Here is a 24,019-nt window from a genome sequence, read left to right on the forward strand (position 1 = left end):
CCCTCTTTTTCGTATCTATCAAACACTTCAACACCACTCTTACATAGTATGAAAGTATATTTTATGCGATCTGTTTCTTTAGTTTCGGGGATTTTATCGAAATCTTCGGGAGGAACAACAAATGTTTCAAAAAACACACTGTTTTTTCCATAAGGACTGTCAATGTCTCTGCTCAAGACGTAATTTAATCTTTGTATCATATCATTTGAATTTATTATGAGCCAAATGTAGATACAGGTAGCGACAGAACTTGACGTATTACATTTTAATCTTGTTTCAATTTTGTTTTTCCAAACTTCAAGCCCAACAGTATGTTTGATTTATTGTAAATAAATACATTGTTTTGAGCAGAAACTTTCATTCCTTTATTGAATTTAAAATCTTCTGAAAATAAATCATCGGTAAACAAAAGGCCACAGTCAAAGTAAATGCTGTCTAATTCATGTCCGTTTTCTGAAAACGGAGAGATTTTTTTGATTTCAAGATTCTGAACCTCTACTTTGTTTTCAAGCATTACTTTTAAATCATAATCTACCTGCTAAATTGTTTTTTTGGGAGCAGGAGAACAAGAAGAGAACAATTATCAGTAATAAAATATTTCTTTTTCGTCATTTCAAAGGAAATTTAGTTTGTTGAACTTCGGGGTCAATTCCTCGATCAGAAACATTTTGAACCATTAACAACTTATCATCTGAACCGTACATTTTGATTTTTACCAAGCCTTATGCTTTTGGTAGTATTCAATGTCTTTTTCAAAACGTTCTGTTGAGCCATTATTTGGAAATTCTTCTCGCACTACTACCAATTGTTTTTCTTTTCCTTTTTTCGAAAATCTTTTTTGTTCGTTAAAATTTTTATTTCCTTTCTTTAACTTTTGTTTTTTACAACTTGACAGCTTCAAGATTTATAAATTTTGGAAACCAAAAAGAGACTGCCTTTGATTAAGACAGTCTCTTTATGTTAAGAGTAAACTAAAAATTACTTGTTATTACTCAAATTTATCAACTATTTTCTTCAACAAATTTTTTAAAATCCTGCAAAAATTTAATGAACTCATCATGATTCAAATCTAAATCCTGCTTTTTAGATTTTTCTCCTGCCCTTTGTTTCATGAGGTCTACGAAGAAAAACCCATATTTATTGCTTCGGAAGAAAACATCCTCGTTTTGCCAGTCAAAAGACACATCAGGTTCTTTATTTTTGCTTTGCTCGACACCTTCAATTAATTTTTGAATTTTTTGTGGAGTCCAACCCGAATCTCCGAACCTAAACAAAACATTATATTTTTCTTCTTCAGGCATTATTCCAAAAGTAACTATATCTTCTATTACTTCAATGTAAAATTTATATTTCATTTTCTTTTATTTTTAAATAATTGGATAAGCATTCATGATTTTACCTGTATTGTCAACTTCTATTCTAATTTTAAATCCTACTGAAGTTGAACCCTCGTACTTATCAAATAAGTCAGTAGGTGCCTTTATTTTTTTATTTAACCCTTTAGCTACCGTATTTTCATATACATACGCTATTTCCTCTTGTATTCTTTTAAGATCCCAATTTTTGGGAAACATAGAAGATTCTGCATTTTTTACAAAATAACCGCCTAATCTCTTAGGCGGTTAGAATCTAACTGTTTTCCTCTACAAACTTTTTAAAATCCTGTAAAAATTTGATAAATTCATCGTGATTCAAATCCAAGTCTTGTTTTTTAGATTTTTCACCTGCCCTTTGTTTCATAAGGTCTACAAAGAAAACCCCATATTTGTTGCTTCGAAAAAAAACGTCTTCGTTTTGCCAGTCAAAAGACACATCAGATTCTTTATTTTTGCTGTGTTCCACACCTTCAATTAAAGTTTGAATTTTTTGTGGTGTCCAACCTGAATCACCAAAACGAAATAACACATTTATTTTTTCTTCTTCTGGCATTACGCCTAAAATTATTGTACCTGTTGTTTCGATTATGTCTTTATAAAATTTATATTTCATCTTTTTTATTTTTAATTTATTATTGGATAAGCATTCATAATATTACCAGAAGTATCTACTTCTATTCTAACTTTAAAACCATTTGTTGTTAAGGCTTCATATTTATCAAATAGATCTGTTGGACTCCTTCTTAATTGTCCAACTCTCTTTACCACAGTATTTTCATACACATACGCTATTTCCTCTTGTATTCTTTTAAGATCCCAATTTTTAGGAAACATAGAAGATTCTGCATTTTTCACTAAATAGCCATCTTTGTATTTTATACTGATTTTAGCCTTAAAAGGAACATCATCTGCTAATTGTGCCATAGAATAAATTCCTTCAGGTTCTATTATTTTCTCTACATCAATAATTCCGTCAAGAATAGCTGAACCTCTGTGCCCACCTTGTGAAACCAAAAACTCATCAAGATATTTAAACCCAGAAGGTTGTATACGCTCAAGCAAACTTGTATTAAATTCTCCATCTAAATGATTGAAAAAACCTTTGTCAAATTTACTGAGCCATCTTCCGAAAGCCAATTTACGCAAACCTTCCACATCATCTGTCAATTCATAGAATTTTTTCTTCAAATAATGAGCTAAATTCCCGCTTTTTACTGCTTCTACTAACTCTAAAAATTCCTTTTTTAACCATTTCCACAGGTCTGCCAATGAATTACCAATTTTCTTACCTATGTTTTTAGAAAAATTTATTGCTTTTCCTAATTTTGCTGATTTTTGAGATACTCTACTAATTTTACCTGCTGCCTGTGCTATCTTCTCAGAGATTTTTCCAGCAAGAGATGCGCCTCCTGTAAAATATGCAATAATAGCATCCAAAATAAGTTCAAAAGCAATAGCACCTACAAAGTATGCCCAAAAATAGTCATTAAGCTCTGAAAATTTCTTTTTTAGCATGTCAGTAAATTGTGAAATTTCTTTCCAAATTTTACCTTTGCTAAAAATATTTTTAATTCCACTAAGAAACTCTTTTGAGTTTTCAGCAAATAAATCTACAAAATCTTCAATAAACTCTAACTTTTCTTGATGTTTTGTAAGCTCTACAGGGCTTAATTTCTCCATATTTAAAAAAGGAAGATTGTCAGTAATCATAGCTAATAATATAATTACTGTTTGAGCCAATGAGATAAGACCGTTAAGTAATCCACATAAAAAAGCATTGATTTTTGCTACTTCCTGATTGATTTTTTCTCCTATAAACGCTCCAATCCCAGAGATGACATCTAAAACATCCTTAAAGAATGATTTTAGTTTATTATATACATTTTTAATGCTTTCAGGGATATTATCTTCTATGAAATTCTTTAAATAGAAGACTACAGCAAAGAAAATATCGTCTGCTATTGTTGGGGTTGCTTTAACAACAGTTGAAACTATTGCCAAGGAAATTTCATCAAAATAATCTACAAAATCTTTGAGCTTGTTAAATCCTTCACTTGCTATTTCAGAAGCATTCTGCATAGTTTTGTATTCTCTGGCAGAAATAGGAACAGGAATAATGGGCTTATATTTTGCTTCTTGTTTTTGAAATCCGCTTGTACCTACTTTATTTTGATAAGTACTGTACATCGGTAATACAAAATACTTCTCGTAATCATAATTTTCTTCCGTGAATTTCCAACTTTCAACAGTTTCAATACCTCCTCTAAGCCAATCAGCCAATTGATTATTTAAAGAAAATACCTTTTTAAAGGCTTCATTCAATTTGGTTTGTTCTGCAATTTCCAAATAGATTGCACCCTTTAAAAGAGTTTCGTTTATCTTTGTATCATCTGCAAACTCTCTAACAAGATTGTCAAACCCACTTACTGTTATTGATTCTGTTGGAGTTACATATGTGGTATTTTGATTATTACTATAAATTCTGTTAAAGAAGTTTTTGGCATCTTTTCCCATTTTTACCCGACAGGCAGTGCCAAAAAAGTTACTTTTTTTAGGGTCATCTTCTTCATAGAAAACTTTAAATTGTTTCTCTTCTACCCCCTCTTTTTCGTATCTATCAAACACTTCAACACCACTCTTACATAGTATGAAAGTATATTTTATGCGATCTGTTTCTTTAGTTTCGGGGATTTTATCGAAATCTTCGGGAGGAACAACAAATGTTTCAAAAAACACACTGTTTTTTCCATAAGGACTGTCAAGGTTTCTACTCAAGACATAATCTAATCTTTGCATCATAATAGTGAATTTTAATTATTATGAGCCAAATGTAGATACGAGTAGCGACAAAACTTGACGTGTTACATTTTAATCTTGTTTCAATTTTGTTTTTCCAAACTTCAAGCCCACCAATCTGTTTGATTTGTCATAAATAAACACACTGTTTTGAGCAGATACAGTCATTCCTTTGTTGAATTTGAAATCTTCTGAAAACAAATCATCGGTAAACAAAGTTCACAATCAAAATAAACACTGTATAATTCCTGACCGTTTTCAGAAAAAGGAGAAATTTTCCTGATTTCAAGATTCTGAGCCTCTACTTTGTTTTCAAGCATTCCTTTTAAATCATAGTCTACCTGCTCTACTGTTGTTATTTTGGAGTAGGAAAGCATTGTTATTGCTAAAATTTAAATTTTGTTAATATTTTCAATTTTTTCGCACGAGAAAATGTTAAAACCTTTAACATAGGTTTCTTTAACATTTATTAACCTTTGAAGGCATTGAATTTTCTTGTGGAAAAATAAGTTCATGGAAAATTCACGGCACACCTACGAAACTTCGACAAATCGTGTATGGGGAGAGTATCAAAAAAAGAAGTGAAAATCAAAAAACTTTTGTTATATTTGCCAACTCAAATTTATTTAAGTATAAAAAATTAGCCAATTATTTAATCTATAGGCTACCAAATTTGATATCATGCCGGATTTAAAAATACAGGAAGCAAAACTTCTTTTTAAGAAAATCCACTCTAACCCAAAAAGTTACGATTTACAAATCAATGAAGAGGGGATTACAGGCAGAGATGATAAGATAAGTTTCAGACTTTACAGGACAGGAGAAAGGGTTGCCTTTGAAGTAACAATTGACGGACTTTCCTTTACCAATACCACTGGAGAATGGAACAATGCGATGATCATGCTGAGCAGCACGATCAAGAAAATAGAACGAGAACAAGAGAATTTAAAAATAGAACAAGCAATAGATAAACTCAGAAAATACCTGTCTGAAGAAAATTGAAAAATTTTAAAAAATAATTTGGCAGATTAAAAAAAAGTTTATAGTTTTGCACTCACATTTGAACGATATGGCAAATCATAAATCAGCATTAAAAAGAATTAGACAAAACGAAGTTAGAAAAGTTCGTAACAGATATTATCATAAGACTGCTAGAACTGCTCTTAAGGTCTTGAGAAATGAAGAAAACAAAGCTGCTGCTACAGAGCAACTGCCAAAAGTTATTGCTTTATTGGATAAATTAGCTAAGAAAAATATTATCCATAAGAATAAAGCAGCTAACTTGAAAAGCAAGTTAACAAAACACGTTAATAAATTAGCGTAAAAGTATAGTAGGCCCGTTCGTCTATCGGTTAGGACCTCAGATTTTCATTCTGGTAAGAGGGGTTCGATTCCCCTACGGGCTACAAATTTAATCACTACTAACCGAGTGGTTGATAAGAGTTGAAACTTATAAAAACAAAAATCTAACCCGCTAATTTTAGTGTTAGATAGATGGCCCGTTCGTCTATCGGTTAGGACCTCAGATTTTCATTCTGGTAAGAGGGGTTCGATTCCCCTACGGGCTACTTAACAGGAAAAGTAATTTAATTACTTTTCCTGTTTTTTTTGATATATGTGACTCATTGGGGAGCTAAGAAAATAAATACATAAATTTCATATATTCTACCATGCCTTTCATTAAATTTGCCTACTAGCATATTCACTAAATCACGATAGATAGTTGAGCGGTTTACAAAATTTAATTGATGCGATCTCAAAGCATATTAAGCTTACAAAAGAGGATCAGGTCCTCATGGATACTTTCTGGTCAAAAAAGATTTTAGAGAAAGGGGATTATCTATTGAGAAACGGAGAAGTTTGCCGCACGGATAATTATATTGTATCCGGAACCCTGAAGGCATTCTATATCAATGCCGACACCGGTAACGAAGAGATTCTTTATTTTGCCATAGATGACTGGTGGGCAACGGACATGGAGAGTTTCCGGAAACAGAGGCCTTCCATATACAATATTCAGGCATTGGAAAAAACAGAACTTTTACAGATAAGCTATCATTCTTTTCAAAAAATGCTGGAGCAAATTCCCTCTCTCGAAAGATATTTCCGGATTATTCTAGAGAGCTACCTTGGAGCTTTACAAAAAAGAATTATCTATAACCATATCTACACTGCAGAATACCGGTATCTGGATTTCTTGCAGACCTATCCAAAAATCGCAGCTAAAATACCACAGTATTTGATTGCTTCATATCTGGGAATTTCGCCAGAATTTCTGAGCAGGATCCGGAAGAAAAATAAGATCCGTTGAACTAGATCAATATTCTTCATCTTTTATGTTCAGAACTTTGCTTTATTAAATTTAAATAGATGAACAATTTACTTATTATTAATGCAAGTATCAGAGATGAACGGTCATACAGCAGAAAACTGACCCAAATATTCGTTAATAACTGGATGGATAAACACCCCGGCGATCATTTCTCCTTCAGAGAGGCAGGCCTGGAAATCATTAAACCTATTAATGAAAAATGGATAGCTGCTGCTTTTACAAAACCGGAACATCAGAATGAAGAACATCAGGAAGCTTTACAGTTTAGCAATGAATTGGTAAAGGAACTGAAAGACAATAATATTTATGTCATCGGAACACCTATGTATAACTGGTCTATTCCCAGCGGACTGAAAGCTTATATAGATCAGGTCATGAGGATTAATGAAACCTGGAAGTTCCGCTCCGGAAAACCTGATGGAGATTACGTAGGAATGCTTGAAAACAAAAAGCTGTTCATTCTTTCCAGTAGAGGCGATACCGGTTATGGTGAAAACGAAAAAAATGAGCATATGAATTTCCAGACAACCTATTTAAAATTTGTTTTTGGGATAATGGGAGTTAAAGATGTAACTATAATTTCACTGGATAACGAAGAGTTTGGCGGTGAAATATTTGAGCAGTCAAAGCAAGAGATTTTTCATATACTCAACAGCATTGAATAATGAAAATTTTAAAAAATAATTTGGCATCTTCAGCAGCAAATATAATAGAGGTCTTGGACCTCTATTATATTTGCTGCTTAGTATTTGCATCATTTATTGTCAATTAATGCAAAAAATCTTACCTTTGTATTCGTCAGATGATAAGATGTATATGCAAATTCAAAGGAAAACATTAGCTCAGGAGGTCGCAGACAGATTAATTCAAGGAATAATCAACGATGAATATGCCATTGGTGATAAGCTTCCGACTGAACCGGAACTGATGAAAATTTATGGGGTTGGTAGATCCAGCATCCGTGAAGCAATAAAAATCTTATCGATAAAAGGAGTCCTGAGTGTCCAACAAGGTGTGGGCACATTTGTTATTTCGAAGAATATCCAGGAATCACTGGAAACTAAGATCAATAAAGCTGAATTCAATGAAGTATATGAAGTACGCTCACTCTTAGATTCAAAAATAGCGGCGAGAGCAGCAGTTCATCGCAGCGAAAAGGAATTAGAGACTATTAAAATGTATCTAGATCTCAGAGATCAGTTTGCAGAAGAAAATCAGGCCTTGAAATGCTACCAGGCTGATATCAACTTTCATATATCTATTGCTGAAGCATGTGGCAATAACCTTTTAAAAGAAATTTACAAAATCACTAGTAAACATATCTTCAGAACTTTTGAAAGCAGTCATAACAATAATACAGATTCTTTTAAGCTTTCTCAAAAAATACATGCGGATCTTTATAGTTGTATTGAGAATAAAGATCCTGAAAATGCAGCCCGTATTGCCCAACTCATCGTTGATAGGGTATATTAATAAAAAAAATTAACAAAATTCATCAGATGACATGATGAATTTAAAATTATAATTCATGAAAAATCCACAAACGCAGACAATTGATGCCAACAAAATTGTTTACCCAATCTTATTTATGATCAGTTTTTCTCACTTTTTAAATGATCTGATACAATCTACTATTCCTTCGTTATATCCTATTTTAAAAGGCGAATTTAGCCTGTCTTTTGCGCAGATTGGTATCATTACGTTGGTGTTCCAGCTTACTGCATCTATTTTACAGCCCTTTGTTGGAATTTATACGGATAAAAAACCGAATCCGAGATCTTTAGCAGTAGGAATGGGATTATCAATGGCTGGATTGTTACTTCTGGCAGCAGCCCATCAATATTATATGATCCTGATTTCGGTTGCATTAATCGGGATGGGATCTTCCATTTTTCACCCCGAGGCGTCCAGAGTTGCACAATTGGCATCCGGCGGGCAAAAAGGACTTGCCCAATCCATTTTTCAGGTAGGAGGAAATTCAGGAAGTGCTATCGGCCCTCTATTGGTTGCTTTAGTTGTGCTTCCTTTGGGACAGGGCTATGTCAGTCTTTTTGCTATTGCCGCTTTTATAGGAATTATAGTATTATGGAGAATTGGAAACTGGTATGCCGAAAGATTGTCTCTAAAAAGAACAGCTCAGCATTCCAGTAATATTATAACTGTAGAACTATCCCGTAAAAAAGTTATATTTTCAATTACAGTTCTGCTGGCACTGGTATTTTCCAAATATATTTATTTAGCATCAATGACTAATTATTTCACGTTTTTTCTTATTGATAAATTTCATATTTCTGTAAAAGATTCTCAGCTATATTTATTTATGTTTCTTGCGGCGGTTGCTATAGGAACAATTTTAGGGGGAAAACTGGGTGATAAATACGGAAGAAAGAAAATCATATGGATTTCTATACTTGGAGCTGCCCCTTTCACACTTTGTCTTCCTTATCTTCCGCTGGTATGGACTGTAGTATTTGCGGTTTTAATCGGGTTAATTATAGCTTCAGCATTTTCTGCGATTTTAGTGTATGCCACAGATCTTTTGCCCAACAAAATTGGATTGATAGCAGGGTTGTTTTTTGGTTTTATGTTTGGGATGGGCGGAATCGGTTCTGCCGTATTAGGAGCTTTAGCAGATGATACCAGCATTGAATATGTATTTAAAATCTGTGCATTCCTACCTCTTATGGGGATAATAACAGCTTTTCTGCCTAATATTAAAGGACGAAAAAAATAATTTCTTTGAAAGAAGAGTTTCATGAAAGCCTGATGAGCTAACAGAGACAGCATCTGATAAAATCTTTGTTGAAATATTTAAAGATCACATTTTTTGTAATTCACATTAATTAGAAATAATATTGCTCATATACACTTTTATGCTTAAATTTGGATTAAACATTAACCAAAAAACTCTATAATATGAAATCTATTCTATTTTCAAAAAGTCGCCTTTTTCAGGCCGCACTATTTTTAGCTTTTTTATTCCAATCGGGCAATACACAGGCACAAAACAGAATCTATGCTCATGATCAGCTCTCCAATGTGTATGGGGTATGCCTGGGCTGTGCCGTACAGAATCCTTTAAATGCCTTGGGAGATAACGAAGATAACTATTCTACCATGGTCATGGGTACCGTTTTATTGGGAGGCGTTGAACAGACACTGAGATTCCCTGAAGTGAGGCTCAATACTAAATTGGTAATCGGTATCGGTACCAATAACATTCCTCTGACTGTTCAGCTCTTAAGCGGCGTATACATAGAAACGCTGAGCGGACCGACAGCCAACAATGACAGCCAAATGGTAACCGGCAACTTGCTAAAACTTTCAGACAACCCTGCCAGAGCAACTATTGAATTTGTTCCTGTCAGCTCATATGACGCAGTTAAAATAAGACTGAGTGGTGGTGTACTAAGTCTGGGTGGCGGATTCAGAGTATATTACGCATACCAGGATCCTCTTTCCACCATTATGGCTTACAGTAAAGGCGGACAAATCACTTTAGGAGGTACTGTTCCATTGGAAGGGTCTGAGGTTACCCTGAGAAATACTTCCGGCAAAGAAGTGCACCGCTCTACCCTTCACTCCAAAACATTTGAGTTGTCTTCTCCACAGCCTGAAGGAATTTATATCCTGACCGTAGAAACAAAAGATAAAAAGACCTATTCGCGTAAGATCAGAATCAATAATTAAAGAATATCAAGGAATCGGGCTGGCTTTTAGCCAGCCCGATTCTCTTTTTACTGCGTGCTTTAAAGCTAAAAAACCGGCGGCCCAAATGGGCCGCCGGTTCATTGAAATATATAGACTGTGATGGTTATTTTTTAATCAGCTTCTGCTGGTAGACTGCTTTATCAGTTACAGCCTTCAGGATATACACTCCGTTTGGAAGCATACTTACATTGATCTTACCGTTGTTCAGCTGTGCATTTACCATTTTACCGGAAGCATCATAAACAGAAACGTTTAGGATTTTCTCCTGAGTTTTAAGAGTCAGAATATCTGTTACCGGATTCGGATAAATACTGAATTCTATTTTCTTCACTTCTGCTGTGGCCAACGTAGAAGCTGTACTGTTGACAGTAAGCACTTTTTCAACTACTCTTCCATTTGAATTAAAACTGATTTTAATATCAGCCGTTCCCGAAGCAACCGGAGTTAAAACAAGTTCATCATTCGCATTGATCACTGCAGAAACCGCTGCAGGATTTGAATTTGACTTAATTGATTTTACAATAGCTGAAGAAAGATTGTCTTCGTCAGAAACTACTGTTTTCAGGTCAATTACAGAAGCATTATTCACATTAACCTGCGATGGAAATGTACTGCTCACCGTAGGAAGCGTATTATCCGGGAATACTGCCATAGCCGGGAACCAATAATAGTCATTGAGTGTTTTTGTATTGGTAATGGTTCCGTTAACACCGATAGTATGTATCCAGTTTTTCTGATAATGTGCGCCAAAACCACTTTCAGTAGTGTTTAGAATCAATTCATCAGTAGTTGGATTCACACGAAGTCCAGCACCGTATGGAATTTGCTTATAAGTACCTGTCTGACCGGGAATTGCTGCAAAGTTTTCGTTGAATGTCTTTGTCGTAACATCAAACTTAACAATCTGTGATCCTGAAACAAAACTGTTAACTGAATTGATCCAGTATAAAACATTCTGCTTGCTGCTCGCTGAAAAGCTTCCTGCATTCCATGCTCCCCAAGATCCTAAATACTTAGTAGTTGGAATGGTATATGAAGTAGTAACAAAAGTAGTTGGGTGAATACTCACCACTTTCTGGTCCTGAATCGCCCAGATACTTCCATCTTTCGCCTGAGCAATAGAATGGAAAGCTCCAGGTATTGTACTGATCAAGGTATCAGTTGCAGGATCAATGACTAAAATTCCGGCAGACTGCTTCACGGCAAATACATATTTAGATGAACGGATCATATTCCCAATCTGTCCGGCATATTGGCCTCCACCGCCTGTTCCAGCGATTACACTTCCAACCTGTAAATTCGCAATGTCAAATATATAAATTCCGTTAGAGGCTCCAATATATCCTTTATTTTCATCCACTCCAACGAATGATCTTCCGTCACCGCCTCCGATATTGTTGAAACCTGCAATTTTCTGCATCGTCTGTGCATTGGCTACTACCAGCCTTCCTCCAGGAGTATATTGTGTATCTCCTCCATCTGCTGCCTGTTTTGAGATAAAATAGAATTTGTCTCCGTAGATTGTTCCATACTGTGTTGTAGCTCCAAAAGCATGGTTGTTATTTGCATTGCTATAGACACGGTAATTAATTTGTCCATTATTGCCAATGAAATTTACAGACCCGTTGGTATGCCCGTACCATTCTTCATTCACCATAAAGTAGCCATCAGTAAAATTGGTAGAAACAACAGAAGCAGCAAAAGCAGATACCGGCGTCAACGTTGAGGAAATAGGAAAAGAAGCGAGTCCAGGATTAAAATTCCATACATCCCAGGAACCGTTCTGAAGCGCACGGGAAGAAGCTCCTACCCCTGAATATCCAAAATCAGCATCCGTAGGATCTTTTACCCAATAAGACCAGTAGCTGTTATACCATCCTGATCCCCAATGATCCCCGGCATCTGCCGCAGTAAAATCATCGAAGTCATACGCCCCTGTATTTACAATACCATTTACAGGGTAAAAAGGATAGGTTGTATTCCCGTTTTTATAAAGTGCATTGGTATTTTGCCCATTAAGATCAAACCCCATTCCTCCGATGGCTGTTCCGAACTGTGTTCCCGGATAAAACAATGTGAAAAATCTGTGATCTGCCTTTGCAATGGCTTTCATCATATCTTCTCCGGTAGCGTTTCCGTTCCATCGGAATCCCCATACCAAAGCATCAGGATTCTTGCTGTCGTTCCACTGGACCACAAATGCGGCTTCATTGGTACCACTTCCTACCCAATACTGGATGTCAGAGAAACTGATGTTGGTGGTTACTGTCGTATTTAGTTGATTGCTGCTTCCCGGAATATCATTTCGGGGCACACCCTGCACTTTTACCTGCGCATTAGTAAAGAGCGCAAATAAAAAGAGCATGGTCAAAAGGTAAAACTTTTTCATTTTGAATTATTTATTAAATTTTTGTTATCAGTACCGTTTAGTTAAGATGCATGTCATAAGCTCCCGCCACTTCCGTAGAAACTTCCCCAAGCCATCCTGCTTCCTGATTGATTCCCGTGTACACCTTAATAAAATCAATACCCGGAAGTTTTACATACTTCCCGTTTTTGTCTACAGCCCAGGAAATATCAATGTTGGAGGCTTCATCATTATTGGGTGCGTTGTCTGCATAGCCGTAGTCATAAGATGTTCCCACCCAATAAGTCCCCGTTCCGCTCTGGTCGTGGAAATTATCCTTCAGCCTTGTTCCCGTAAGACTGTAAGAAGCACCGGAAAGCCACAAAGGATAATAGCTTTGTGTATGGAAGGTGTTTTTAGTTTTAAATCCAGAATTCCCAAAATTATCCTGCCATTTGATGTACTCCACATCAGTCTGCCAAAACTCACTTCCGGGAACAGGGGGCTTATTTTCATTGGGTTTGAAGTAGGTTATGCTATAGTTTTTAGTGGTCGTATTTTTAAAATATTCGCTTCCGGCAATCTCGTACCATTCGTCTTCGTCGGGTTTACCATTTTTGTTTTTATCGTAGCCCACCATGATGATTCCGGGCTCACATGATCCCGATCTGGTTGTGCCGGCATTGTTTCCCCAGAATGCATTTCCGAGAATTTTGAAATCTCTTCCCTCAAGATTAGGAATGGTATGGTCAAAGCCGAAAGCAACATAACCTCCGAAACCGCCAAGCGTGATCATTGTAGCATTTTCTCCTATCAATGATTCCTTTGCTCTCTGAAGCATATTGGCTTCAGTATTTCCGGTAGCATATTCCGGAACCTCGTTCGTAAACTGCCCTACAGCCGGACGAAATTCAAAGACATCTGAAATATATTTACTATAAGGTGTAAGCTCTTTATTAACAATAATTGTTGACTTATAAATTTTCACAGCTCCTTTCACTTCTACTTTTAAGGTTAAAGGGTAAGTTTTTACAAGAGGACTTACAAAATCCAGCTGCAGCTGATCGGAAATCACAGAATCATTGATACTCCACGTCAGCTTTCCTTCAATTTTTGGATCTATATTCAAGAGTTTCAGTCTGTCAACAGTATAGGATTCCTTAAGAGCTTCCGCAGGAAAGGTCACTTCTTCCATTACTTCTTCACTGTCGTTCTTACAGGCTACAGTTCCCAACAAAACCGAAGAGAGAAGAATTGTTTTTAAAATATGTTTCGTTTTTCTTTCCATTTTTTCTGATCTGATTATTTATATAAAAAAGCAAAGTGAGCGGGGATATTCCCACCTTCTGTTTTCCACTTGAATTTCCCGGTCTTGTCGAAACAGTATACATATCCTGTGGTCACATAGTTTTTCGCATCCGTTAGATAGATGTCTTCCGTATAAGGATTTACAACAATTCCATAAGGCGCTTTGATCTCATCCACATATTGCTGGTCAATAATTTTGTTGGAAATGACCTGCTCGGTTTTTACATCGATGATTCCGAAAGTTTTAACGTAGGTATGGGTATTGTAATTAAATTCATTCCCATAATAATACAGCTTGTCATTCACGATCGTCATTCCACTGACAGCGACATGAAAATCTTTTTTCACAGTTCCTGTAGCGGCATCCACAAGGAAAAGACTGGATGGAATATTGTAATAATCCCCTCTTGAACTCACATAGAGATCTCCATAGTTATCCTTTTTAATACGGTGAAGATTAATGGCTACATCAATTTTTTTTGTTTCCGTGAATGTATTAAGGTTGATGACAGAAACAGTTTTATCATAATTTGGAAATCTGTAACCTCCGGAATTGGCCACAAAAAGCTGATCTCCCATTACTTCTATCTCTTCAGGCTGATACCCGACTACTACCTGTCTTTCAATATTCAGGGATGTGGTGTCAATTTCCACTACTTTTCCCGGTGGAGAGTTCGGATTCAGCTCAACGGGACCGGCATAGCTGCTGGCATAAACTTTATTGCCCTTAAAAGCCAGATAACGGCAGTTCTGCAACTGTATGGTTTTGATGCGTTTGGCTGTTTTTGCTTCCAATACTTCAATTTTATTGGAAACATTCACCACAACATACATTTTGCTACCGTAGATCATGATATGATTTCCCACATCACCCAATTCTTTTACCACAGAAGGATTGGTTTCCCCGTAAATATTCTTGCGGTACGTTCCTGTAGCATAATCGAAATAGTCGAGTGTACATTTGTTGCTGCCCATATTTCCTTCGTTCAGAAGATAAAATCCTTTAATAGGCAGATCTTGTCCGGTACTTACCTCTTTTGTTTCCGAAGGAACTATGTTGTCATCTGTCCTGCATGAGAACAGAAAGAAAAGAGTAAAAGCCAGCAGGCAAAAGTTTAGTTTTTTCATAATGTAAAGCTTACAATAAGTTTAAAATTTCTTCCGGGCATCGGATAATTCCTGACCACGTCATAGTATTGATTAAGGACATTGTTGACCTCAAAACCGGCTTTAATCTGGTGAGAATGCCAGTTGAATTTTTTCTGAACGGATACATCATGCGTGTACCATGGCTGAAGATAATTGGCTTTGATATTATTCAGCTGGGCATCATAGCGTTCTCCGGTGTACATAAAACTGTAATTGAAACTCCAGTCTTTATAGTCTGCCATCATGGTAAAGGTCAATGCATGCCATGGAACATAGGAGATCTGGTCACCGTAATAATCGTCACTTTTATCAGTATAATCTCCGGCACGCTGATAGGTATAGCTTACCAAAGGTTTTAGTTTCACTTTATTAATGTCAAATTCAGCCTGAACATTTACGTCTGCCCCAATGATTTTCACTGTACCCAAATTCACCATCATCCATCTGAAAAGATTGGTGGTAGGAACAGCGATAATCTTGTTCTCTACTTCATTATAATAGCCATCCACTTTCACATAGATGCCTTTAAAAAATTGATGGTCATAGAGCTTCTCGTAGGTAAAACCTGCATCGTACTGATTCGTGTATTCAGGTTTCAGCATGATATTCCCGATCATTGTGTAATACAGATCATTGAAAGTAGGCATCCTGAAGACTCTTTTGTAGAAAGCCCGTACGGTAAGCTCTTTGGATTCAAAAGGCTGATAGTTCAGGAAAACGGAAGGGGTCCATTCGGTTTTATCGGGAGATTTTGCATTCATTTTCACTTCTTCGTGGACGAAAGTTCCGAGAATACTTCCCAAAAACTTAAAACGGTTCCACTGATAGGTCGTGGCAAAAGAAACAAGCGAAGTATATCGGGTAGGATATGAAAAATCTCTCAGACTGGCATTGAGATTATTATATTGAAAGTCAAAGCTCGCACTTACATCCCAGTTTTTATTAATAGAATACATATTGGAATTGGAAAAATAGAGTTCTCTCTGAACATAAGAATTATCTATCGGCAGAACGGTTGTTGCCACATTCACCGTATCTAAAAACCGGGTGTAGTCATAAGCAAATTTAGCTTTGAACTGTGTTTCGAATTTTGGAAACAGTTTTTTGCGGAAACTGGCCTGAACAAAATAGTTTTCATCCAGCATCTGCTGACCTTTAGGTGTGAAATTATTGTTAACAATGGCCGTAGGAACTCCGCGATCGGAAATATAGCCGTATCCGCGTACATTCCAGCTTCCTTCATTAATGGTTCCGTTTAAGGCTCCTTCAAAACGCTTCGCCCGGATATAGGAATCATATCTTCTGGCAATGGTATCATTGGCAACAGATCCGTCAGAATTTTTCTTTTCGTATTTATACTTATACAATCCATCAGTCTGTACAAATTCCGAACTGAGACTTGCTGAAACTCTGCCTGAAAGCTTCTGCTCCAAACGGAAGGAAGGATTAAATAAACTGATGGAGCCTAATTTCAACTTCACCGTTAAGTTGGTCTTCTGATCGCCTTTAAAAACTGGTATTTTAGGCTGAAGATAAATAGATCCGGAAGATCCGAAATCCTTTGCAGGCTGAAAAATTTCACTTTTCTGTCCGTTGTATAAAGAAATCGCTTCAAGATCATCCAGTGAAAACTTTCCAAGATCCACGATTCCGTTCTGAACATTTCCCAGCTGGATACCATCATAGAAAACACCCACATGCTGGCTTCCCATACTCCGGATATTGACCGTTTTCAGGCCGCCCATCCCGCCATAATCTTTGATCTGAACTCCTGAAAAATACCGTAAAGCATCGGCCACCGACTGGCTGTTCAGTCTTTCAAGCTGTTCTCCGGAAAGTACCTGTGCAGGAAGAATTTCTTTAAAATCTTTTTTGTAAAGCTGGATAGGAAGAATGGTTTTCTCCCTGATGGTGTCTCCGGATTGAGAGAATATAAGTTGAGATGCCATCACAAATAATGCGATAACACCTTTTTTAAACTGTGAAGCAGTACATTTTCTGACCATTAGCTCATTGAGAATAATGCTGACGCTAATGGATATAAGATAGCAAAGATAAAGCACAGCTGTCACTGCACAGAATCCTTGTTGTCCTAAGCTTTATTCCACGAAAGCATCAAACGTTTATCTTCTGGCAGGTCTTCTGACTTACTCCGTTTTTGAAATCCTTCCCATTAAAAACAGTGGATATACTCTTCAAAAACTTTGATGTGGAGCTTACAGCAGCGGGTCTGTTCTGGATTTTCACCGGATTCCCTTTTAAGTGCTTTTTACAGCGCACCAGATTGCGGCAAAGATAGAAAATAACTTAATATATGCAATAACGGCATAATAAATTAATTCTCAATACTATGAAAAAAAGCAAATATTATGAAGATGCATTAAAACAGGTGGCTTCGGGAATCTCAGCCACCTGTTTTTAGATAAAGTTTGAAATTTTTATGAGACTAAAGATTGAATAATTTGTACCTGATGGCTTTAGGCCATTATATTAAATTCCAAAATTGATAAAAACACTGAACCTGGATTTTGCTTCAATGTCCCTGCTTGCCAGATTGGAATAAACAGGCAGCATGACTTCTCCACCCAGACTGAATTTTTTATAGGAAGCTTCAAAACCGAGCTTTCCGTATAAGGCACTTCCTGCTGTTTTGGGCAATACCTCGTCAAACTGTTTGTTTTTATCATAGACCTCGCCCTGAAGTCCGGCTTTGGCAGAGAAAATGGTCTTTTCATTTCCTGCAAGCTGATAAAAACCTGTTGCGGCATAATTCCACTGGTTTCCGAAACGGTAATTCTTTTTGTTTTCGGTTTTTACGGTGTAATCGGTATTGACCAGCACAGCCAGTTTATTCTTTTGAAACTTATAGTTCAAAGCGGCCTGATAATCCCAGCTTCCCGTTCCCAGCTGAAAACTTGGATTGACTCCTGAAGCTCCTTTTTCATCAAATTTTCCCAAAGGAATTTTTACTCCCAAACCACCATTCAGCTGATGAAAATTATCTTTGGAGCTAAGGATCCGGTAAATTCCCATCAGGTTCAGATCTCCGATTCCATTGATATTGATATCGCCCTGCATTGTTCTCTTCTCATGAAAATGAAATGGCAGGCTGGCGTATACACTCAGCTTTTCTGTCAGTGGAATTTTTCCCCAAACCTGCAGGGTATTGAAATACTGATCCTGTGTAAGATCTTTTACAAAAAGGTTTTCTTTGGCTTTATAATGCTGGGCAAAATATTTGATCCCGATAAACTGCGGGTTCAGCAAAGATTCAAAACCGGAGGAACCATTTCCTGCTGCACAGCCACACGCATCACAGTCATCAAATACAAGTTTATCTATATGATCTGTGATAAACAGACTGTCGTTGATGGTTTTAGCCTGACAGCCCCATGATAGTGTCAGGCCCAGTATAAAAATTATTTTTTTTATGTTCATTCTGCTCATTCTGCAAATTTTGGATTAGAAATAAAGTTTTTATCGGATAAGGTTTTCAAAAAGGCGATGACAAACTGCTTTTCCTGCGTATTCATCGCAATTCCGATATGGCCGTTCTGTTTCAGCCGCGGATCCAGATTGGGATTGTCTTCTACGTTATCTGAATAGAAATTAAGAACGGCTTCCAACGTGTAAAATCTTCCGTCATGCATATACGGTGCGGTATATTCTACATTTCTAAGACTAGGTACACGGAATTTCATCCAATCCACCTGATCAAGGGTTACCCGATAACGCCCGGCATCTTTGAACTGGGCATTGTAATACATTCCTGTATTTCTAAAGCTTTCGTCCGTAAATAATTCTCCACTGTGACAGCTGGTACATTTCTGCTTAAAAAGAGCAAATCCCTGGGATTCCTCTGGGGTAAAAGTTTCTTTTCCCTGTTTTACTTTGTCGTATTTCGAGTCTGCAGAGATCATACTTGCCATAAACTGCGATAACGCTTTCAATATTCTTTCACCCGTCATATTTTCGTCACCATAAGCTGCCATGAAGAGTTTTTTATATTTCTGATCATCCTTTAATTTAGAAATCACCTCAGGCATGGAACTGTCCATTTCATTGACATCCGTGATCGGTATGATTGGCTGTTCATTCAGATTATGGATCACACCATCCCACATATATCTTTTGAGAAATGCCATGTTTTGAATAGGTGGCGCATTACGGATTCCTATTCTGTCGTCTACTCCATGACTAACCGTATGGCCATGGTGCGTGAAAGCATTTTCCTGAATATGGCAAAAGCCACACGATATGGTATTATTTCTTGAAAGCTTTCCTTCGTAAAATAATTTTCTACCCAACTCTACTCCGTTTTTTGTCACCGGATTACCGGATGCTTCAAACGTCATTTCCGGAAAGTACGACGGAAACTGTAAGGAATAGGCTTCATCTTTTTCCAGCGGCTGGATGACCTCATCTGAACAGGACCAACAGCTCAGAAAAGTAATGACCAGCAGCATTGTTTTTAATAAAATCCTAATCATTATGGACATGATCTACTTTAAACATCGCGGTAAGGTTATTGGTAACATCCACCAAATGCTGGCTTGAACCCATCATCATATTATTTTCTGTATTTAGGGAAAGTGTTTTGCTGCCGCTCAGAAACTGATTAAGATCTGCAAGAATGTGGATGGAAGGTCTTATCTGAGCCGTTACTCTGGCGGTTGTCGGAAGATTCAACGTAATTTCCCGGTAAAGATCCGGAGTATTATTAGCCGTTACATTTCCCATGTTTCCGGTGTGATTCATAAATTCCGTATCTGCAGAGGCAGTTCCGTATTTCCCTTCCAGTTTTACAAAGACATAACCGGCTGCCCACGACCAGGACATTCCTTTCTGCTTGGCTTTCGTCCAGAACTCTGCCTGGCCGTCCTGTCCCAACAGATAAGCCTTCTGACTGATCCCAAGTCCAAATCTTACTTTCTTGTAATTGTTTTTCGGAATTCCGTTCAGATCGAGATAAACAACTCCTGCAACAGCATCTGCCTGATCTATGATGAAAGCGCCTTTGTCGGGATTGTTTTCATTGTATTTGAATTCTTTTCCGTTTTCGTCAATCAGTGTGATGTTACTGATGACATATTTTACAGCGGAGAAATTATGTTTCTGCCCGGCTGCTGAGGTTTGTACTGTTTGGTTCAGTACGATATTCCCCAGATTATTGAATCCGTTTTCAAATTTTATCTGAAGGTTTCCGGTTGAAGTATCATCCTGTGGATCGTCATCATCGCTGTTCCGGCATGATGATAAAGTGAATAAACTAAAGGCAATAAAGAATAATGATAAAAATTTATAGGTTTTCATTTTGATTTTTTAAGTTGAATTTTTAAAATAGAAATGCTTTTGAATGGGTGAGCATTCATTTTTTTAACCACAAAAGGCGCAAAAGTTTTTTGACACTTTAGTTACTTGAAGTTGAAATGCTTTTGAATAAGAAGATCACTTAAGTTTTAAAAAAATCAAAGATTTTTATCCCGAATAATATGCGTAAACATCTGTGCAATTTGTGATGAAAATCTCACATCCAAGGCACAAAAGCTTTTGACACTTTAGTTACTTGAAGTTGAAATGCTTTTGAATAAGAAGATCACTTAAGTTTTAAAAAAATCAAAGATTTTTATCCCGAATAATATGCGTAAACATCTGTGCAATTTGTGATGAAAATCTCACATCCAAGGCACAAAAGCTTTTGACACTTAAGTTTTTTAAAGTGAATTGGAAAACGGAATAAAAGAACACTTAAGTTTTGAAAATCAAAGATTTTTAAACTATATGAACTTTTCTTTGTGGTTTTTGTAAATGATTAAAATTGAACTTAAAAAACCGGTGGTTTGAATATGTGTTTGAGAAACAGAAAAGAATAGGCGTTTTCGTAGAGAAAATTGGAGTGTACAGAAAGAAAACTTTCTGCTTTTTTTATTCCTGTAATTTCAGGAAGCGTACAGATATCAAGAATTTTCTGTCCTGAGTTTTTGATTTTGTTTAAAGGCGAAGAATCAGAATTATTAGTTTTTGCGAGTTCTTTGCTCAGGTAGCATTTACCGTTACAGTGAAGCTCCGGCTTGCTTTTATTGATGCAGAGAACGGTGGAAATATAATCATAATTTACAGCATACTCCACCAATGGGATCAGAGGTCTGAACGCCATATAAAGAGTGAGGAATATGCTGCAAATTAAATTCATCTTTTATTTCTTGCTTACGGCTTCATCATATCTTCTGCTTACCTCTTTCCAGTTCAGCACATTCCAGATGGCAGTAAGATAGTCTGCTCTTTTGTTCTGGTATTTCAGGTAATAAGCGTGTTCCCAAACATCAATTCCCAAGATCGGAGTTCCTTTTTCTTCCACAACGTCCATCAAAGGGTTATCCTGATTCGCTGTAGAAGACACAAATAATTTTCCGTTTTTATCTACAGAAAGCCATGCCCATCCTGAACCAAAACGGTCTGCACCTGCTTTGCTGATCTTTTCTTTGAATGCATCCATGCTTCCGAAAGTTTCCGTGATCGCTTTAGCCAGCTTTTCAGAAGGCTTGGTGTCTTTTACAGGTGTAAGAACGGTCCAGAAAAGCTCGTGGTTGTAATGTCCTCCTGCATTGTTTCTTACTGCCGGCGTAAGTTTGGAAACTTCTGAAAGGATCTGGAAGAGGGTTTGCTTCTCCTGAGGTGTTCCCGCAATTGCCTTATTCAGATTGGCAACATAACCTGCAGCATGCTTTGAATAGTGAATTTCCATTGTCTGTGCGTCTACCGAACCTTCCAGTGCATTGTATGCATAAGGAAGCGGTGTCTGCTTAAACTGCGCAAAAGCAAACTGTGCGGCGAATACGGCACTTAAAGCTGCTATTTTCAAAATCTTCATAACGTTTTGTTTTATGGTTTAACAATATTTTTATACTTATAGAAGGAAAGCAGGAGGATGGAAAAGGGAAGTCATTTCTGTCTGAAGATGAGTATACTCCATTGATACTTCTTCATCTCATCTTTTTAACCCTCTGCATTCATGACTTTCTCCAATCATTATCCCAGTCATTACTTTCTACATTAAGACTATCCTACTTCATGATTACCAATTCATTCAGTCTTTTAATCCTCTACATTGATGACTCTCATTCATCATTACCCTCATCATTAAACTTCCATCTTCATTCTTCCATCTTCCTTTCCCTACTCTATTTCAATAATTTCTTAATATCCTCGATCAATATTTCCCGATCTGGATGATACTTCCCGTTAAGTTTAGGGGTTTTTCCCTCAGGATCTTCATAATTCAATCCTGAATAATACAGGATGGGCATATTATCTTTATTGTATCTGCAACGGATATTTCCTTCTTTATCCACCAAGGCGATCATTCCGCTGTGGTTAAGGCTTTCGCTGTCGTCTTCCTTATCTCCCACATAGATATTGAACTGGTCTGCCAGTTTTCCGATATAATCTCTGTTTCCGGTAAGAAAATGCCAGTCCGGAGATTTTGCGCCTACACTTTTAGCATGTTCTTTCAATGCGGCAGGTGTATCATTTTCCGGATCTATACTTATTGAAATAATCCCAAATTCAGGACTGTTTACCTCATCTTCAATAAATCTCATATTCCGGTTCATCACAGGACAAATCGTAGGACATCTGCTAAAGAAAAACTCTACCAGATATACTTTTCCCAGCATGTCTTTATTGGTGATTTTTTTATTATTCTGGTCGGTGAGTTCAAAATCGGGAACCTTCATTACGGTATACAGGTTCTTCTTAAAATATCCCATTCCTACACCTATTCCCAGAAACAGCAAAGCAAAAATAGCAATCGGAATAATCACCTTTCTCTTTGCTCCGTTTTTGGTCTTATTATTTTTGGGCATATTTCTCAGGATTTTTTTTGAACTCGTCCTTACAGTAGCTGCTGCAAAAACCGTACGTTTTATTTTTATAGACTGCCGTATCTTTCATATCATCTTCCGTTTTCATGTGACAGATAGGGTCTTCCGCATTGGCAAATTTTACTTTTTTAGTTGTCGATTTTGAAGAGGCAGTGCTTTTTTTATGCTTTACTTTAGGGGTTTCCTGGGCACAAGCGAATAATGAAACTGACAATAATGCAGTCAAAATAATTTTTGATTTCATTTTAATGGTAAATTGAAATTGATAGTATTATGAATGTATGAATTAATTTTTAACACAAAGAGAAACACCGTTTTTACCATAGATTGTTTATAAAAAATCAGGTCATAAAAAACGAAGGCACTTTGAGCAAAAACTAAAAGAATAGTTGAAATTAAGCTAAAGGAGGATGGAATATTCTGGAAAAGTATTCCGAAGTATGTTCAATACTATAATCTGAATGTATAGTATCATTTTCAGCATCAGATCCTTTCTGTCCTAAAAATGAAAGGATATCGTGGAAAACAAAAACATCCAGAACGGATATTTTGATGACCTGGGAATTGTTGGACTGTTTTTCAGTTTTCGCCAGTTCTTTGCTTACGTAACACTTCCCTTTACACGTTGACTGAGGAATATTCCTGTTCTCACAGAGATTTTTTACAATATAATCATAGTTCACGGCATAGTTTACCAATGGCAAAACAGGGCGTAATGCAATGGTAAAAATGATGAATATGGAAATAAAAAGTCTCAATGATCAGTTCTATTGTACAAATATACTACTCAAATTGATTTTATAGCTTAGTATATGATGAATGTCATTGATTATTTTTTAGATTAGGGATTAGGGATTAGGGATTAGGGATTAGGGATTAGGGATTAGGGATTAGGGATTAGGGAAAATAAAGCTTCTTACAATTGCGCTAGCTTTCCTCTCGTAGATTATGGGGATTTTGCAGATTTTTTGCTGTAATAAAAAACCTTATAGGTTTTAGAAACCTATAAGGTTTGGGTGTTTCTTATTTTTTTAATGAAAGATGTAGGGTTTTTAATCGCAAAGGCGCGAAAGAGATTACAAAAAGGTTGTTTTAAGGCGCTAGGATTTTATCTCCG

Annotated in this window: 26 protein-coding genes, 2 tRNA genes, 1 pseudogene and 1 riboswitch; of the genes and pseudogenes, 9 read left to right on the top strand and 20 right to left on the bottom strand. The window is 36.6% G+C overall.

Translation table 11 applies throughout. From position 1 onward, the window contains the following. The 8 genes and pseudogenes from DRF60_RS21470 to DRF60_RS00040 form a co-directional block, all read right to left on the bottom strand. The coding region (locus DRF60_RS21470; protein WP_238639936.1) for a hypothetical protein at positions 1-200 on the bottom strand (200 nt) is incomplete at its 3' end. Positions 201-265: 65 nt separating this feature from the next. After that, positions 266-514, bottom strand: coding sequence for a hypothetical protein (locus DRF60_RS00010; RefSeq protein WP_116010091.1), 249 nt, complete (start codon positions 512-514; stop codon positions 266-268). A gap of 198 nt (positions 515-712) precedes the next feature. Further along, the gene (locus DRF60_RS00015) at positions 713-901 is read right to left on the bottom strand and encodes a hypothetical protein (RefSeq protein ID WP_116010092.1); all 189 of its coding nucleotides are present in this window, start codon (positions 899-901) and stop codon (positions 713-715) included. 100 nt (positions 902-1,001) lie between these two features. Next, the gene (locus DRF60_RS00020; protein WP_116010093.1) at positions 1,002-1,355 is read right to left on the bottom strand and encodes a hypothetical protein; all 354 of its coding nucleotides are present in this window, start codon (positions 1,353-1,355) and stop codon (positions 1,002-1,004) included. Between the two features lie 12 nt (positions 1,356-1,367). After that, a pseudogene (locus DRF60_RS00025) lies at positions 1,368-1,580 on the bottom strand (EndoU domain-containing protein); the annotation flags it as partial. 49 nt (positions 1,581-1,629) lie between these two features. Continuing rightward, positions 1,630-1,989, bottom strand: coding sequence for a hypothetical protein (locus DRF60_RS00030; protein WP_116010094.1), 360 nt, complete (start codon positions 1,987-1,989; stop codon positions 1,630-1,632). 11 nt (positions 1,990-2,000) lie between these two features. Continuing rightward, entirely contained in the window at positions 2,001-4,175 is a 2,175-nt protein-coding gene (locus DRF60_RS00035; protein ID WP_116010095.1) for an EndoU domain-containing protein, read from the bottom strand. 161 nt (positions 4,176-4,336) lie between these two features. After that, positions 4,337-4,549, bottom strand: coding sequence for a hypothetical protein (locus DRF60_RS00040; protein WP_116010096.1), 213 nt, complete (start codon positions 4,547-4,549; stop codon positions 4,337-4,339). Between the two features lie 304 nt (positions 4,550-4,853). On the opposite strand from DRF60_RS00040, the gene DRF60_RS00045 reads away from it, so the two are divergent. From DRF60_RS00045 to DRF60_RS00085, 9 genes are all read left to right on the top strand, one after another. Further along, entirely contained in the window at positions 4,854-5,174 is a 321-nt protein-coding gene (locus DRF60_RS00045) for a hypothetical protein (protein ID WP_111957012.1), read from the top strand. A gap of 67 nt (positions 5,175-5,241) precedes the next feature. After that, complete coding sequence (gene rpsT / locus DRF60_RS00050; RefSeq protein WP_048501176.1) at positions 5,242-5,496, top strand: 30S ribosomal protein S20; 255 nt, start codon at positions 5,242-5,244, stop codon at positions 5,494-5,496. Positions 5,497-5,506: 10 nt separating this feature from the next. After that, positions 5,507-5,578 (top strand) — tRNA-Glu (locus DRF60_RS00055). A 90-nt stretch (positions 5,579-5,668) separates the two neighbouring features. Continuing rightward, positions 5,669-5,740, top strand: a tRNA-Glu gene (locus tag DRF60_RS00060). Positions 5,741-5,895: 155 nt separating this feature from the next. Further along, on the top strand, positions 5,896-6,483 hold the full coding sequence (locus tag DRF60_RS00065) for a Crp/Fnr family transcriptional regulator (RefSeq protein ID WP_202974442.1): 588 nt from the start codon (positions 5,896-5,898) through the stop codon (positions 6,481-6,483). 59 nt (positions 6,484-6,542) lie between these two features. Continuing rightward, entirely contained in the window at positions 6,543-7,169 is a 627-nt protein-coding gene (locus DRF60_RS00070) for an FMN-dependent NADH-azoreductase (protein ID WP_116010097.1), read from the top strand. Positions 7,170-7,275: 106 nt separating this feature from the next. Then, complete coding sequence (locus tag DRF60_RS00075) at positions 7,276-7,977, top strand: FadR/GntR family transcriptional regulator (protein WP_116010098.1); 702 nt, start codon at positions 7,276-7,278, stop codon at positions 7,975-7,977. Positions 7,978-8,032: 55 nt separating this feature from the next. Next, positions 8,033-9,238, top strand: a complete 1,206-nt coding sequence (locus tag DRF60_RS00080; protein ID WP_116010099.1) for an MFS transporter — start codon at positions 8,033-8,035, stop codon at positions 9,236-9,238. Between the two features lie 182 nt (positions 9,239-9,420). Then, positions 9,421-10,194: a T9SS type A sorting domain-containing protein gene (locus tag DRF60_RS00085; protein WP_116010100.1), complete on the top strand. Its 774-nt coding sequence runs from the start codon at positions 9,421-9,423 to the stop codon at positions 10,192-10,194. Positions 10,195-10,318: 124 nt separating this feature from the next. Here the strand turns inward: DRF60_RS00085 and DRF60_RS00090 are convergent, their stop codons facing one another. From DRF60_RS00090 to DRF60_RS00145, 12 genes are all read right to left on the bottom strand, one after another. Beyond that, entirely contained in the window at positions 10,319-12,604 is a 2,286-nt protein-coding gene (locus tag DRF60_RS00090; RefSeq protein ID WP_116010101.1) for a DUF5074 domain-containing protein, read from the bottom strand. A 37-nt stretch (positions 12,605-12,641) separates the two neighbouring features. Then, the gene (locus tag DRF60_RS00095; RefSeq protein WP_116010102.1) at positions 12,642-13,850 is read right to left on the bottom strand and encodes a cell surface protein; all 1,209 of its coding nucleotides are present in this window, start codon (positions 13,848-13,850) and stop codon (positions 12,642-12,644) included. 14 nt (positions 13,851-13,864) lie between these two features. Further along, the gene (locus DRF60_RS00100) at positions 13,865-14,998 is read right to left on the bottom strand and encodes a YncE family protein (RefSeq protein WP_116010103.1); all 1,134 of its coding nucleotides are present in this window, start codon (positions 14,996-14,998) and stop codon (positions 13,865-13,867) included. Continuing rightward, positions 14,995-17,025, bottom strand: a complete 2,031-nt coding sequence (locus DRF60_RS00105; RefSeq protein WP_116010104.1) for a TonB-dependent receptor plug domain-containing protein — start codon at positions 17,023-17,025, stop codon at positions 14,995-14,997. The genes DRF60_RS00100 and DRF60_RS00105 overlap by 4 nt, the downstream gene beginning before the upstream one ends. Before the next feature lie 109 nt (positions 17,026-17,134). Then, positions 17,135-17,318, bottom strand: a riboswitch (cobalamin riboswitch). A gap of 191 nt (positions 17,319-17,509) precedes the next feature. Further along, entirely contained in the window at positions 17,510-18,466 is a 957-nt protein-coding gene (locus tag DRF60_RS00110; protein WP_238639937.1) for a transporter, read from the bottom strand. Next, positions 18,463-19,509: a cytochrome-c peroxidase gene (locus DRF60_RS00115; RefSeq protein WP_116010105.1), complete on the bottom strand. Its 1,047-nt coding sequence runs from the start codon at positions 19,507-19,509 to the stop codon at positions 18,463-18,465. The genes DRF60_RS00110 and DRF60_RS00115 overlap by 4 nt, the downstream gene beginning before the upstream one ends. Continuing rightward, positions 19,502-20,332 (bottom strand): MbnP family protein, encoded by an 831-nt coding sequence (locus DRF60_RS00120; protein WP_116010106.1) that lies wholly within the window; start codon positions 20,330-20,332, stop codon positions 19,502-19,504. Before DRF60_RS00120 ends, DRF60_RS00115 begins: the two co-directional genes overlap by 8 nt. A gap of 511 nt (positions 20,333-20,843) precedes the next feature. Beyond that, entirely contained in the window at positions 20,844-21,212 is a 369-nt protein-coding gene (locus DRF60_RS00125; RefSeq protein WP_116010107.1) for a hypothetical protein, read from the bottom strand. 3 nt (positions 21,213-21,215) lie between these two features. After that, positions 21,216-21,890 carry a superoxide dismutase gene (locus tag DRF60_RS00130; protein WP_116010108.1) on the bottom strand — a complete coding sequence of 225 codons (675 nt, stop codon included), beginning with the start codon at positions 21,888-21,890 and terminating at the stop codon, positions 21,216-21,218. A gap of 310 nt (positions 21,891-22,200) precedes the next feature. Further along, entirely contained in the window at positions 22,201-22,884 is a 684-nt protein-coding gene (locus DRF60_RS00135) for an SCO family protein (RefSeq protein WP_111956986.1), read from the bottom strand. Next, positions 22,871-23,146 carry a YHS domain-containing protein gene (locus DRF60_RS00140; protein WP_116010109.1) on the bottom strand — a complete coding sequence of 92 codons (276 nt, stop codon included), beginning with the start codon at positions 23,144-23,146 and terminating at the stop codon, positions 22,871-22,873. The genes DRF60_RS00135 and DRF60_RS00140 overlap by 14 nt, the downstream gene beginning before the upstream one ends. A gap of 151 nt (positions 23,147-23,297) precedes the next feature. Beyond that, complete coding sequence (locus tag DRF60_RS00145; RefSeq protein ID WP_116010110.1) at positions 23,298-23,660, bottom strand: hypothetical protein; 363 nt, start codon at positions 23,658-23,660, stop codon at positions 23,298-23,300. Positions 23,661-24,019 lie beyond the last annotated feature (359 nt).

Source organism: Chryseobacterium elymi (assembly GCF_003385495.1).
GTDB classification, from domain to species: Bacteria; Bacteroidota; Bacteroidia; order Flavobacteriales; family Weeksellaceae; genus Chryseobacterium; species Chryseobacterium elymi.